Origin of the sequence: Actinomyces sp. HMT 175 (genome assembly GCF_016694895.1) — a bacterium.
In the GTDB taxonomy this organism is placed as follows: Bacteria; Actinomycetota; Actinomycetes; order Actinomycetales; family Actinomycetaceae; genus Actinomyces; species Actinomyces oris.
The window spans coordinates 1,785,521-1,799,258 of record NZ_CP068012.1 but is presented as its reverse complement, the minus strand read 5'-3'; the positions used below and the strand labels follow the sequence as shown (position 1 = coordinate 1,799,258).

General features: G+C 70.2%; 9 protein-coding genes. 7 read left to right on the top strand and 2 right to left on the bottom strand.

Annotated elements, in window-relative coordinates:
- Positions 1–81 precede the first annotated feature (81 nt).
- The 3 genes from wecB to JJJ14_RS07680 all read left to right on the top strand — a co-directional run bounded on the left by wecB (position 82) and on the right by JJJ14_RS07680 (position 4,824).
- Positions 82–1,284: a non-hydrolyzing UDP-N-acetylglucosamine 2-epimerase gene (gene wecB / locus JJJ14_RS07690; RefSeq protein WP_201443772.1), complete on the top strand. Its 1,203-nt coding sequence runs from the start codon at positions 82–84 to the stop codon at positions 1,282–1,284.
- Positions 1,281–3,236, top strand: a complete 1,956-nt coding sequence (locus JJJ14_RS07685; RefSeq protein WP_201443771.1) for a DUF2334 domain-containing protein — start codon at positions 1,281–1,283, stop codon at positions 3,234–3,236. The genes wecB and JJJ14_RS07685 overlap by 4 nt, the downstream gene beginning before the upstream one ends.
- 94 nt (positions 3,237–3,330) lie before the next feature.
- On the top strand, positions 3,331–4,824 hold the full coding sequence (locus JJJ14_RS07680; RefSeq protein ID WP_075378306.1) for a Tat pathway signal sequence: 1,494 nt from the start codon (positions 3,331–3,333) through the stop codon (positions 4,822–4,824).
- Positions 4,825–4,872: 48 nt separating this feature from the next.
- Here JJJ14_RS07680 and JJJ14_RS07675 read toward each other — a convergent pair whose 3' ends face one another.
- Positions 4,873–7,206, bottom strand: a complete 2,334-nt coding sequence (locus tag JJJ14_RS07675) for a RecQ family ATP-dependent DNA helicase (protein WP_201443770.1) — start codon at positions 7,204–7,206, stop codon at positions 4,873–4,875.
- Positions 7,207–7,260: 54 nt separating this feature from the next.
- Between JJJ14_RS07675 and JJJ14_RS07670 the strand changes: the two genes are divergently transcribed.
- From JJJ14_RS07670 to JJJ14_RS07655, 4 genes are all read left to right on the top strand, one after another.
- Positions 7,261–9,195 carry a cation:proton antiporter gene (locus JJJ14_RS07670; RefSeq protein ID WP_201443769.1) on the top strand — a complete coding sequence of 645 codons (1,935 nt, stop codon included), beginning with the start codon at positions 7,261–7,263 and terminating at the stop codon, positions 9,193–9,195.
- Between the two features lie 101 nt (positions 9,196–9,296).
- Positions 9,297–10,439 (top strand): histidinol-phosphate transaminase, encoded by a 1,143-nt coding sequence (locus tag JJJ14_RS07665; protein ID WP_201443768.1) that lies wholly within the window; start codon positions 9,297–9,299, stop codon positions 10,437–10,439.
- A 111-nt stretch (positions 10,440–10,550) separates the two neighbouring features.
- Positions 10,551–11,150 (top strand): imidazoleglycerol-phosphate dehydratase HisB, encoded by a 600-nt coding sequence (gene hisB / locus JJJ14_RS07660; RefSeq protein WP_003786233.1) that lies wholly within the window; start codon positions 10,551–10,553, stop codon positions 11,148–11,150.
- Positions 11,150–12,061: a hypothetical protein gene (locus JJJ14_RS07655; RefSeq protein ID WP_201443767.1), complete on the top strand. Its 912-nt coding sequence runs from the start codon at positions 11,150–11,152 to the stop codon at positions 12,059–12,061. Before hisB ends, JJJ14_RS07655 begins: the two co-directional genes overlap by 1 nt.
- Before the next feature lie 46 nt (positions 12,062–12,107).
- Here JJJ14_RS07655 and JJJ14_RS07650 read toward each other — a convergent pair whose 3' ends face one another.
- Positions 12,108–13,691 (bottom strand): serine/threonine-protein kinase, encoded by a 1,584-nt coding sequence (locus tag JJJ14_RS07650; protein WP_201445110.1) that lies wholly within the window; start codon positions 13,689–13,691, stop codon positions 12,108–12,110.
- Positions 13,692–13,738: the final 47 nt, after the last annotated feature.

The window sequence follows — 13,738 nt, the reverse complement described above, 5'->3', positions numbered from 1 at the left end:
ATGCCCGCATCTACGGCGCCGGACTCGACCACCACTGAGGCCCAGCCCGTCCCACTCCCGACACACGACCAGGAGAACCCCATGACCACCGAATCCACGCCAACGGGCGGGCCCCTGAGGGTCATGCTCGTCTACGGCACCCGCCCGGAGGCGATCAAGCTCGCCCCTCTGGTGGCCGCCATGCGCGACGACGAGCGTTTCAATCCGATCGTCGTCGTCACCGGGCAGCACCGCGAGATGCTCGACCAGGTGCACGAGTTCTTCGGAATCGTGCCCGACGACGACCTCGACATCCACTCGCCGGGGCAGACCCTCACCCAGATCACCAACCGCTGCCTGCAAGGGGTGGGGCAGGCCATCGAGGCCCACCGGCCCGACGCCGTCGTCGTCCAGGGGGACACCACCTCCGCCTTCGCCGCCGCGCTGGCGGCCTTCTACCACGAGGTCCCAGTCCTTCACGTCGAGGCAGGCCTGCGCACCGGGGACATCTCCTCACCCTTCCCCGAGGAGGCCAACCGGCGGCTCATCAGCCAGGTGACCGCCCTGCACCTGTGTCCCACCACCACCAGCCGGGACAACCTGCTGCGCGAGAACACCGATCCGCAGACCGTCAGCGTCACGGGCAACACGGTCATCGACGCGCTCCTGGTCGCCGTCGACCGCCGGGTCCCGCCCCCGGACGAGGAGCTGGCCGCAGCACTGAAGGACGCCTCCCGGCGAGTCGTGCTCGTCACCGCCCACCGCCGTGAGTCCTGGGGCGAGCCGATGCGGGCCATTGGCCGCGCCGTCGCGCGCCTGGCCGACAAGCACCCCGAGGTGCTCTTCGTGCTGCCGGTCCACCGCAACCCCAAGGTTCGTGAGGATCTCCTGCCCCAGATCGAGGGCCACGCCAACGTCATCTGGTGCGACCCGCTGGAGTACGGCGCCTTCTGTGCACTCATCGACCGCTGCGACGTCGTGCTCACCGACTCCGGCGGCGTCCAGGAGGAGGCGCCCGCGCTGTCCAAGCCCGTCCTGGTCATGCGGGACAACACCGAGCGTCCCGAGGCGGTCGCCTTCGGGGTCGCCGAGCTGGTCGGGACCGACGAGGAGCGCATCGTCGAGAGGGTCTCCACCCTGCTGACCGACGAGGCGGCCTACACAGCCATGGCCCAGGCCGCCAACCCCTACGGCGACGGACACGCGTGCAAGCGCATCCTGGCCGCCACCGCAGCCCTGTTCGGCCGCGGTGTCCCCCTTCCCGAGTTTGAACCGGTTCCCACCTCATCGAAGGAGCGTTCATGATCCCCCCGACCCTTATGACCGCACGACGCCGCCGCTGTGCACTGGCCGCCATCGCGGTGTGCCTGGGCAGCTCCATCGCCGCAGTCGGCCCCGCTCAGGCCGCACCCGCCGCCGGCGCGCAGGTGCCGGCCGCGATCCAGGCCGCCGCGGCCAAACCCGCCGACGGGGCCCAGGCCAATGACGCCGACCCGGCCAAGAACCCGCTTCCGGCTCCGCCCGAGCCGGCCGCCGCGGCCAAGAAGGAGCTCCCCCTCAAGGGCGACAAGCAGGCCGACGTGAATCTCAACAAGCCCGCGCCCGCCGCAGGACAGGTCAAGATCCGCGACCTGAAGCAGAACGCGCCCGAGGTTCCTGTCGGAGCGGTGAGCTTCTCCAACCAGGAGGCGGGGCCGGCATCGACCCTGGTCCTGTTCGACACCACCGGTGACTACGCCAAGCTGGGGGAGTACTACGCCCTGAGCATGGGCACCCTGGCCAGCCACTCCGGGACCGTGACGACCCTCCCGGTCAAGGACTACGTCGCCGGCCTGGCCGGTCGCTTCACCAACGTGGTCTACATCGGCTCCACCTACGACGAGCCCCTGCCGCGGGCCTTCATCGATGACGCCCTGACCGGCAACGTCCCCGTCATGTGGTCCGGCTTCAACATCTGGCAGCTGGCCAAGACCGACGCCGACCGCGCCGCCTTCACCCAGCGCTACGGCTGGGACGCGGCCACCTCCTACATCGACTCCACCGACCGGGTCACCAAGATCAGCTACAACGGCGCCTCGCTGAAGCGCAACGAGCTCAACTCCGGCGGGATCATCGCTCCGCACATCGTCCGGGACAAGGACGTCAAGGTCCTGGGGCGCGCCGAGTGCTCCAAGCCCGACGGCGCGGCCACCGCCTGCGCCTCCGTCGCCCAGTCCGGCACCACCTCCTTCCCCTGGGCGGTCAGCTCCTCGGGAATGACCTTCATCGGTGAGATCCCCCTGACCTACCTGGGGGAGCAGGACCGCTACATCGCAGCCGCCGACATCCTCCTGGACTTCCTCCAGCCCGGTGCCCAGCAGTTCCGTCAGGCCGCTGTGCGCCTGGAGGACGTGACCCCGGACAGCGACCCCGAGGAGCTGCAGGCGATCGTCGACTACCTCCACAGTCAGAACGTGCCCTTCCAGATGGCGGTGGTGCCCAAGTACATCGACCCCAAGGGCACTGAGAACAACGGGACGCCCAAGGAGCTCACCCTGAAGGACGCCCCGGAGCTGGTGGAGGTCCTGCAGGACGCGGTGAACAAGGGCGGAACGATCGTTCAGCACGGCACCACCCACCAGTTCGGGACCCTGGACAATCCTTACAACGCCGTCTCCGCCGACGACTTCGAGTTCATCCGCTCGTGGTGCTCGGCCACCAACGACACCAAGGCCCCACCCATCGACTGCCAGGACAAGTCCTTCGTGCAGATCGGAGGCACCCTGCCGGGTACCTCCCAGGAGTGGGCTTCCGAGCGCGTGGAGCAGGGGCGCCAGATCTTCGGCGAGGTCGGCCTGCCGACTCCGGAGATCTTCGAGACCCCGCACTACTCGGCCACCCGTGAGGCCTACTACGGCATCGGCGAGCACTACCCGGTGCGCTATGAGCGCGAGCTCCTCTACGCCGGCACCCTGACCAATACCCAGGCCGGTCCCCACGACTACTACGGGCAGTTCTTCCCCTACGCGGTCAACGACCCCTACGGGACTCACGTCCTGCCCGAGAACCTGGGCAACTTCGAGCCCAACGAGATCAACCAGCACCCGCCGCGCCTGGCTCAGGAGGTCATTGACGCGGCCAAGCTCAACCTGGTCAACACTCACGCCACCGCCAGCTTCTTCTTCCACCCCTACTACCCGCTGGCCGAGCTGAAGAAGATCGTCGCCGGTATCAAGGCCGAGGGGTACACCTTCGTGCCGGCCTCGGAGCTGAGATGACCGCGGCGCAGGCTGTGAGATTCAGCAGTCTCCGAATCACGGAAATAGGGCCGTTCGGTCGAAATCTCTTTCAGAAGACTGGGATACTGCTTCCATGACAATCGAGACCAACCGCAGAAGGGTGCTGGCGCTCCTGGGCACCGGGATTCTGGGAGCGTCAGTGTCCTCCTGTGGGCACGCGAACGTGACTCCGACGGCCATGGGGGACGGGGCGACCACCCATGTGAGCCTTCACGTCAGTGATGCGCAGGGCAGTGCCCTCAACCTCGAGGCGCTGCGACGCATTCAGTCCAACGGCAAGGGCGAGGTCGGCTATGACGACGCGCTGCTGGATGCCAAGACCCTGGAGGTCATCGCCGTCGGCCCCCTCTACCAGGATGAGGGTGGTGCCATTGGCATCGATGTGCCTGCCGGGCGTGAGTGCACGCTGACCCTGTCGTGGCCGACCAGCCACGGGTACTCGGCACTCATGGCGGATCTACCGGCCTCCGGGGAGCACGATCTCCTGGAGCTGGCGGCCCGAACCCTCCACGGTCGGCAGGCCGAGCGCCTCGCGCAGGCCACTGCGAAGGGCTTCAAGGGCGCTGACGAGGCGGAAAAGCTGCGGGCCTCCGCCCAGCAGTCCCTGGATGCCTGTGCCAAGGCCCAGTCATGGACGGAGCGGGGCCGCCTGGCGAACTCCGCCCTGGAGTCGGCTGCCGGGGCCCAGCTCTCCCTGGACCGGGCGCTGTCCGCTCAGGCGCCGCAGGACGCCGTGATCGGGGTGACCTTCACCCGGGTGCCCACCTCCGTCGAGATCGCCGCAGCACTGGCCCCCAGCGGACCGGGAGGCGGCAAGCGGAAGGTCTCAGCCCGCCTCGTCATCGGCGACCCCAATGACGCCGAGGAAATGACCGGTTGGCGCAACACGGTGGAGGCCCTGCACGCGCAGGGCGGGCAGGCCCTGGTCCAGATCTGCGACTCCCACGACCTGGCCGCCCTGACCGACTCCGCCTGGGACACGCGGGTCGACACCCTTATCAAGGCGCTTCCCAACGTCGACGCCTGGGAGATCGGCAACGAGATCGGTGGGGACTGGCTGGGCACCGGGCCGGTGGCCAAGGCCCAGCGAGCGGCCAAGGCCGTGCGCGAGCGCACCAGCGCCACGACGGTGCTCACCCTGTACTACCAGCTCGGGCAGGCGGACCCGACCTACTCCCTGTTCAGCTATGCAGCCAGGGAGCTCCCCGCATCGATCAGGGAGCTGATCGACGTCGTGGGACTGTCCGTCTACCCCCAGCTCCATCCGCTGGGAACAGCCGCCGACCGGGTTCTCAGCACCCTGGAGGCCGCCTTCTCCTCCTCCCGGATCGCCGTGACCGAGCTCGGGTACGGGGGAGCGGACCTCAACGCCGGTCCCTGGTGGTTCGGCTCGGCCTCCGACCCCGTGGCGGCCCGCACCGCCGTCGCCGAGCACGTCACCGGCGCGGCACTGGGGCGCTCCGACGCCTGGGGAGCCCCCTTCTGGTGGTACTACCTCGAGGATCAGGTCGGAACCCCCGGAGGCCAGGTGGCTCCCGCACTGGCCGCCGTCTCCACGGGTTTCTAGGACGCCGGTGCCGGGGGCGCTGCCTGCTCAGGCAGTGCCCACCGGCACCTACCTCTGCGCCAGCACGAAGGGGTGGACCGCCGCCGCCCCCGCCTCGCGCAGGAGGAAGGCGGCCGTCGTGAGCGTCCAGCCGGAGTCGCTCCAGTCGTCCACGAGGACCACGGTGCGCTCGCGCAGCTCGTCAAGGGCCTGGGCCGACCAGCCCTGGAGCGTCAGGCTGCGGGCCACCTGCGTCAGGCGAAACGCAGAGCCCACATCGTGCTGCGGTGGTTCCTGACCGGACAGGCCCACGACGCCCAAGGCCCGTGCGCCCAGCCGTGCGACCACGGCGTGCCCCAGCCGGCGGACCATGCGGGGGCGGGTGCGGGAGTCCACGACGACGACGGCCGGCTCTCCGCTCGGCGGCCCGTCGGAGCCGGCGGCCTCCTGCTCGTCGCGGATGATCTCAGCGAGCCGGTCCACCGCCTGAAGCACCTGTGGCCTGAGCGCCACCGGGACCTCGCCGTCGGAGGCGCAGGCCACCAGCTCGCGCAGCACCACCGAGGTCCCCAACCCATCCAGCCTGCCCACCGCCAGCCCGGTCGCCGCCTGACGGTCGGCCCCGATACGACCCTTGAAACGACCCAGGCCCAGCCGATCCATCCCGGTGGGCCACTGGCGACGAGCCTGCAGCTCGACCCCCACCCGTCCGAGCGCCGCTCGGGCGGCACCGAGCTGCTCCTGGTCAGGGGCGTCAGGCAGGTCCAGGCCCCCGCACAGGTCGCAGGCTCCGCAGCGCCATCCCTGCTCAAGCAGGGGATCATCGAGTACTGACCTCAGAAAGGCCATCCGGCACGACACGGTTGTCCGCCCAGGGCCGGTATCGGTCCCGAGGCGCTCATAGGCGACCATCGCCTCCTGCTCGGCCCGGCGCGCGTCCTCGACTCGCGCATAACGCTGCGCGTCATAGCGCCAGGGCCGGCCGGTGGACTCCCAGCCGCCACGAACCCGGCGTACGGCGCCGTCGACATCGAGGACCTTGAGCATGGACTCCAGCCGGCTGCGCCGCAACGAGGTCGCCTTCTCCAGCACCGCCGTCGAGATCGCCCCGCCGCCCGCGGCCCTGCGCTCCTCCAGAGCATCGAGGACCACGCGAACCTGCTCCTCGGGCGGGAAACCCTGCGAGCCGAACCACTCCCAGATGGCCCGGTCCTCTTGGCCGGGCAGCAGGACCACTTCGGCCCGCTCCACTCCGCGGCCGGCGCGCCCCACCTGCTGGTAGTAGCTCACCGGCGAGGAAGGAGCCCCCAGGTGCACCACGAAGGCCAGGTCCGGTTTGTCGAAGCCCATGCCCAGAGCGGAGGTGGCCACCAGCGCCCTGACCCGGTTGGCCTTGAGATCCTCCTCCAGGCGCTCGCGCTCGGCGGCGTCGGTCTGCCCCGTGTAGGCGGCCACCTCCGCGCCCGCCGCACGCAGGTGCTCGGCGACCTCCTGCGCCGCCGAGACCGTCAGGCAGTAGATGATGCCGCTGCCGTGAGCGCGGCGGATGTAGGCGGTCAGCCAGGCCAGGCGTGAGGCGGCATCCGGCAGCATCCTGACTCCCAGGTGGAGGGAGCCGCGCTCCAGGGTTCCCCGCAGTACCAGGACCTGCTCGCCGTCCGCCCCGCCTGCCTCCACAGACGCCCCCAGCTGCTCAGCGATGTCGGCACTGACCCGTCGGTTCGCGGTCGCCGTCGTGGCCAGGACCGGGGTGCGCGGCGGCAGACCGGCCAGCAGGGTGGCGATGCGCCGGTAGTCAGGGCGGAAGTCGTGGCCCCAGTCCGAGATGCAGTGGGCCTCGTCGATGACCACCAGTGCGGCGCCCGCAGCCAGGTGGGGGAGGACCTCATCACGGAAGACCGGGTTGTTGAGGCGCTCCGGGGAGACCAGCAGGACATCGACCTCACCACCGGCCACCTGGGCCTGAATCTCATCCCACTGCGTGACATTGGCCGAGTTCATGGTCACGGCCCGGATCCCGGCGCGCTCGGCGGCGGCCACTTGGTCGCGCATGAGGGCCAGCAGCGGCGAGATGATGACGCTCGCCCCGGTGCCGGAGCGCGCACCGGGGGATGGCGGTGGGGTGTCCGGGCTCCAGCCTCCCCAGCCCTCTCGCAGCAGCACCGTCGCCACGAAGTACACCGCCGACTTCCCCCACCCGGTGCGCTGGACCACCAGAGCGCGACGGCGCGAGATGACAAGCGCCTCGATCGCCCGCCACTGGTCCTCACGCAGGCGCGCGTCGCTGCGGCCCACGAGCTCGCGCAGGACTGCCTCGGCCCGCTCACGCACGGGCGAGTCGAGCGGATCGGGGTGCACGGAACGCTCAGCGTCCTTAGGGTCCTGGGGGCCTGTGATCGTCACAGAACCACGGTAGCGTGGACGATCAAGACGGCACTGCCTAGATAGTCTTGGCCCATGGACCTCCTCATCATCGCCGTGCTGGGCACTTTGGCCATCGCTGCGGCCTCTCAGCTCAGCGACCGCATCGGTGTCGCCCCGGCGCTGATCCTCCTGGCGGGCGGCACGGCGGTGGGCTTCCTGCCCTTCATCCCGGCGATCGAGCTGGACCCCCAGGTGGTCCTGGAGGGGATCCTCCCTCCGCTGCTGTTCTCCACCGCGGTGAGCATCTCCACCATCAACTTCCGCCGCGAGCTCGCCCCGGTGGCGGTGCTGGCCATCCTGCTGGTGCCCCTGTCCGCCGCGGTGATCGGCGCGGTCCTCACCCTCCTGATTCCGGGGCTCTCCCTGGCCTGGGCCATCGCCATGGGGGCGATCCTCAGCCCCACCGACGCCGTGGCCATCTCCATCGCCCGCCGGCTGGGAGTCTCCCAACGCATCATCACCGTCCTGGAGGGGGAGGGGCTGCTCAACGACGCCACCGCCCTGGTGGTCCTGTCCTCCGCCGTCTCCGCGGCCACCTCCGGCGGAGTGAGTGTCGGAGGCGTCCTGGGCGGTTTCGCCCTGGCGGTCCTCGTGGCCCTGGGGGTGGGGTGGCTCGTCGGCGAGGCGAGCCTACGGGTGCGCTCCCACATCACCGACCCCACCGTGGACACGGTGGTGTCCTTCACCGTCCCCTTCCTCGCGGCGATCCCTGCCGAGCACATGCACGGCTCGGGTCTCGTGGCAGCCGTCGTCGCCGGGCTCATCACCGGCCACCGCGGTCCCCGGATGCTGCCGCCGGCCCACCGGGTGGCCTCACGCACCAACTGGCACACCGTCGAGCTCACCTTGGAAGGACTCATCTTCCTGGTCATGGGGCTGGAGTTCTTCGGCGTCGTGGAGAAGGTCGGTGCCTCAGCTCTCGGTATTGTCCGGGCCATCGCGGTCGCTGTCGTCGCCGGCGCGCTGACGGTCGTCATCCGGGCGCTCGTGGTAGCACCCATGCTCAAGCTCCTCAGCCACCGGACCGCGCGCTGGGCGATTCACTGGCAGGAGAACGAGGAGGCCATCCACCAGTTCCAGAACCGCTGCTCGGCCATCGTGCGCGGAGAGTCCGAGATGCCCCCGGTCCCCTGGGACCGGCGCCCCTTCGCACAGGTCCAGCGCAAGCTCCGCCAGGCGACCAACCACGAGAGCATCGCTCGGCGCGCACGCAGCCTCTCCAGTCGAGTCAGACGCCGGGGCGCCGACCTGGACTACTTCGCAGCCGAGCCCCTGGGCAGACGCGAAGGCGCCGTCATCGTCTGGGCGGGCATGCGCGGCGCCATCACCCTGGCAGCCGCCCAGACCCTGCCAGTCACAACGCCGCACTACTCCTTCCTCCTCCTGGTGGCCATGCTCGTGGCCGCCGGCTCACTGACGATCCAAGGACTCACGCTGCCCGCCCTGGTCCGCGTCGCCAGACCCGCCATGGCTGGGCCCGCCGACGAGGAGGAGAAGGCCGCGGTCATCTCGCTGCTGGTCAACGCCGCCCGCGACGTTGCCTCTATCGACACTCACGGCGCCTCCCAACAGGCCGCCCCCACAGGGCTCACCGGCGCCGCAGACCCCGACGCCTCGGACACACATACGACCATGAGCGCTCCCGGCCTGGACAAGGTCTCACAAACCGCCCCCGACCCAGAGAACAACGAGAGCCTCAACCCCACCACTGAGCAGCACGGCCTCGTACGCAGGCAGGGCAAAGACGTCATCGTCTCGCCGGCAGCCGTTGCCAAGGCCTGGGCCGACCCCACCTGGCGCCACGACGAGCTCGCCCCCATGCGAGAACGCGCCCTGGACATGATCCGAGCCCAGCGCGAGGCCCTTCTCGATGCCGGCGACGAGGGCCTCTACTCGGCCGACTCCCTGGAGCACGCCCTGAACCGCCTCGACTACCAGGAGATCATGCTCACCAGCGATCCGCACTGACAACACCGCCAGCAGGACACTGCGACCGCCACCCTCGGCGCCGCAGTACCACCGGATGGGCGGCCCAACCGCTGGAGCGGACCGAGCCGTAGACTCCAGGCGTGAACGCGAACCTGCCCCTGAGACCGGACCTGGAGGGCGAGGCCCCCTACGGGGCCCCCGAGATCGACGTCCCCGTGAGACTGAACGTCAACGAGAATCCCTACCCGCCCTCGGCCGCGGTCATCGAGTCGATCGCCACCGCCGTGGCTCAGACCGCCCAGGGACTCAACCGCTACCCGGAGCGGGACTTCCCCCGGCTGCGGGCCGCGCTCGCGGACTATCTCGAGGCCGAGTCCGGCGCGCACCTGACGCCTGAGCAGATCTGGGCGGCCAACGGCTCCAACGAAGTCATGCTCCACGTGCTCCAGGCCTTCGGCGGCCCCGGGCGCACCTGCCTGAGCTTCACCCCCACCTACTCGATGTACCCCGAGTACGCCCGCGACACACTGACCGACTACGCCACCCGACCGCGCCGCAAGGACTTCACCCTCGATACGGACGCCGCGGTGGCCGCGATCAAGGAGCTGCGGCCGGCCGTCGTCATCCTGGCCAGCCCCAACAATCCGACCGGAACCGCCCTGCCGCTGGAGGACATCAGACGGATCCTTGAGGTCGCCCGCGGCCACGGCCCCATGCTCGGAGCCGAGATCGGCTCGCCCGCCCGGGCCAGCGACTGCGTCGTCGTCATCGATGAGGCCTACGCCGAGTTCCGCCGCCCGGGCGTGCCCAGCGCCCTGGAGCTGGTGGGGCCGGACAACCCGCACCTGGCCGTCACCCGCACCATGTCCAAGGCCTTCGGAGCGGCCGGCCTGCGCCTGGGCTACCTGGCCGCCGACCGCGCGCTGGTAGACGCCCTGCGCGTGGTGCGCCTGCCCTACCACCTCTCCGCCGTCACTCAGGCCGCCGCCCTGGCCGCCCTGTCCCACCGCGATGAGCTCATGGCTCAGGTGGCCTCCCTGCGCGATGAGCGCGATGCCTTCGTGGACTGGCTGCGCACCCAGGGCCTGAGCGCGCACGAATCGGACGCCAACTTCGTCCTGTTCGGACCCTTCCCCGACCGGAAGGCCGTCTGGCAGGCCCTGCTCGACGCCGGGGTCCTTATCCGTGTCGTCGGCCCCGAGGGCTTCCTGCGGGCCAGCATCGGAACGCCGGAGGAGATGGCACGCCTGCGCGCCGCCCTGACCTCAGCCATCGGCAGGTGAGAGGGATGCCGGCAGCGATCGGCGCCTGGGACCGGTAGGGTTGCTATCGATTGAGATACCTATCAACCACTGTGCAGAAGAAGCACGACACCCGATGCTGAGGAAGCACCTATGAGCCGTACCGCGCGCATTGAGCGAGCCACGAGCGAGTCGAGCGTCGTCGTCGAGATCAACCTCGATGGCACGGGCCAGACCGACATCTCCACCACCGTTCCCTTCTACGACCACATGCTCACCGCGCTGGGGCGCCACTCACTCATCGATCTGACGGTGCGCGCCACCGGTGACACCGAGATCGACGTGCACCACACCGTGGAGGACACCGCCATCTGCATCGGTGAGGCCCTGCGCGTCGCCCTGGGGGACAAGCGCGGCATCCGCCGTTTCGGCGAGGCCAGCGTTCCCCTGGATGAGGCTCTGGCTCATGCCGTCGTCGACATCTCCGGACGCCCCTACCTGGTGCACGAAGGGGAGTCCGAGGCCTTCGTCCACCACCTCATCGGGGGTCACTTCACCGGTTCCATGGTGCGCCACGTGCTGGAGGCCATCGCCTACCATGCCGGCATCTGCCTGCACGTGCGGGTCCTGTCCGGGCGCGATCCCCACCACATCGCCGAGGCCGAGTTCAAGGCCCTGGCCCGTGCCCTGCGCGCAGCCGTGGAGGACGATCCCCGTGTCGAGACCATCCCATCGACGAAGGGAAGCCTGTGATGGACCAGACCCCCCGACCCGACGAGAGCCGCGACGACCACCAGGACCACCAGCGCGACCTGGACGCCGAGTTCGCCGCTCTCATGGGCGACGTGGACATCCCCGACGACCTCTCAGCCGAGGACCTGGGGGCTGTGCAGGAGGCCGGCAGCGAACCGGGCCGGCAGACCCCGGTGGAGGACGGCTCCGTATCGGCCGGCTCCGCGGGGGAGAGCGGACCGGCAGACATCAGGCCCGACGACGTCCCCCACAACACCTACCGTCCCCTGAACGGGGGAGACGAGACAACGGAGGACTCCGACCGCTCCCGGCTCACCGATGCCCAGGAGGCGCAGATCGCCGCCGCGGCCGAATCCCTGAGCTCCTACGTGCCCGATCAGTCCGAGGACCAGGCTCCCCGGGCGGTCAAGGTCGCCGTCGTCATGACTCCGCTGAACCGGGCCGACGGCCTGGCCGGAATGTGCTCCCTGCTGGACCTTGACTGCACCGTGGTGCCCTCCTCCAGCGGGGCCTTCGCGGTCAAGCAGTTCGTCTCCGCCCACTCGGACTGGGACGTGGCCGAGCTGCTCGGCGGTTCCGACTCCGAGCCGGCCGAGGCCGCGGAGCTGGCCGCCCAGCTCTCCCGCCTGTCCCGGGCCGGCGCCGTCCTCATGACCGCTGACCTGGCCACCGACGTCGGTATCGAGTCCGGCCTGTCCGGGACGATCACCGCCCGCCACTTCACCAACGGCCAGCCCGGCGAGGAGGCCTCGGCGGGGCTCCTGCTGGCCTCCATGGACCAGGTCGTCGAGGACGTCCTCCTGGGAGTCATCGACGCCGACGACGTCCCCGGAGCGGTGAAGTCCTCCGAGATCCAGGCGCCCCGGGCGATGCGCTGGTTCGGACGCGGCCTGCGCCGTCCCCCGCAGTGACCACGCCGACACGCGCCGCCCGCCGCCGACCAGGGGCGGGCGGCTCCTAGCCGGCGTAGGAGCTCGTCCGCTGCCCGTCCTTGTCGGAGGCGATGCAGGAGAAGCCCCGCTTCCCGGCGTTCCAACCGGCCTCCCCCGGTCCCAGGACCGATGTGCTCGGATCGGCGGCCCCGTACTGCTGGGCGGCCTGCGCGGTACAGGTGGCCTGCACGTTGGGATCGGCCGCCAGGTCGTCATCACTGGAACCCGAGGTGCTTTCCGCCAGGGTCCCCACCTGGTAGACCTCCCAGGAGTGGGGCTCGTTGCAGCTGACCTTTCTGGCCGTGGTCTGGCCCGAGATCGAGGTGGTGCCCGCCAGGCAGGTACCCACCGGATGCGGTGGGGTCGAGGCGTTGTCCTGACCCGACGATGAGGGCTGGGACACGGCTCTTGACGGGCCAGTGGCACTGGCCGCAGGAGCCAGACGGGCACCCGCCACCCATCCTGCGCCCAGACCGACGACCAGGCCGGCAACCGCGCCGACCGCTGCGGAGCGCAGCGTGATCCGCCGACGTTCTCGGCCGGAGAGTCGCAGCGACTGACTCCGCTGTGCTGACACGGGCGCGTTCAGCAGCGCCTTGTCGGAGTGCTCCAACCCGCCTGAGACGATGGAGGGCGCCGAGGCGGCGGACCCCGAGGAGCCGGTCGGGCGGACCGGGAAGACGGAGTCCGATGCCGCCCACTGCGATGCACTGCTGGGAGCGTAAGAGCTGGGTGAGCCCGCCTCTTCACTGCGCGGAGGCGGTGCCAGCCCGGCCTCAACCAGTCGCAACGAGGTCACCGGCCCGCGGACGGCCAGGTTTCCCGTCCCCAGAGCCTCACGGATCTGCCCCAGGGCCTCCGTGAGCTCCGTACCGTTGCGGTAGCGGTGCGTGGGATCCGGAGCCATCGCCTTGCTCAGGATCGGCAGCAGGAGCTCGGGGACGTTCGGGTCGGTGAGGTTGAGGGGGTCGTCGAGGGAACGGACGATCTCCGGCAGGCTGCGCTGCACGCCGTCGGGACCGCGCCGGGGGCCTCGGCCCGTCAGCAGGGCGAAGAGCACCGCACCCATGGACCACACGTCCCCCTCGGGGCCGGGGCTGGCCAGCATGAAGGCCTCCGGCGCGGCGAAGTCGGGGGTGAGGCACTCCAGGGTCACGGTGGGGTCCTGACCCTCGCGCTGGACAGCGGCGATACCGAAGTCCGACAGCCGGGGAGAGCCGTAGGAGTCCAGAAGGATGTTGGCGGGCTTGACGTCCCGGTGCATGACGCCGGCCGCATGGGCGGCCCCCAGGGCCGAGGCAGCGGCCTCCACGAGGGCCACGGCGTCGGAGGCGGGGGTCGGCCCGCGCGAGACGAGGTCATAGAGGCTGCCGCCCGCGCACAGCTCCATGACCAGGTAGGGGCGCAGATCGGGCAGCTTGCCGGTGTCGACCAGCGAGACCACGTGAGGATGCCCCGAGATTCTCGAGGCCGCCTGCACCTCACGCATGAACCGCCGCTCATTGCGAGGATCATCCAAGGGGCGGGAGTCCACCTTGACGGCGACCGGACGCTCCAGGGAGTCCTGAACCCCGGCATAGACCGTGGCGAAGCCACCGCGCCCCAGCACTGAGGTGATCCGCACTCCGGGAATGGAGAACGGCGCAGCGCTGCGCG

Coding starts and splice junctions, on each gene's coding strand:
- JJJ14_RS07680 (WP_075378306.1), top strand. CDS start 3,331: ATGACAATCGAGACCAACCGCAGAAGGGTGCTGGCGCTCCTGGGCACC.
- hisB (WP_003786233.1), top strand. CDS start 10,551: ATGAGCCGTACCGCGCGCATTGAGCGAGCCACGAGCGAGTCGAGCGTC.
- wecB (WP_201443772.1), top strand. CDS start 82: ATGACCACCGAATCCACGCCAACGGGCGGGCCCCTGAGGGTCATGCTC.
- JJJ14_RS07685 (WP_201443771.1), top strand. CDS start 1,281: ATGATCCCCCCGACCCTTATGACCGCACGACGCCGCCGCTGTGCACTG.
- JJJ14_RS07655 (WP_201443767.1), top strand. CDS start 11,150: ATGGACCAGACCCCCCGACCCGACGAGAGCCGCGACGACCACCAGGAC.
- JJJ14_RS07670 (WP_201443769.1), top strand. CDS start 7,261: ATGGACCTCCTCATCATCGCCGTGCTGGGCACTTTGGCCATCGCTGCG.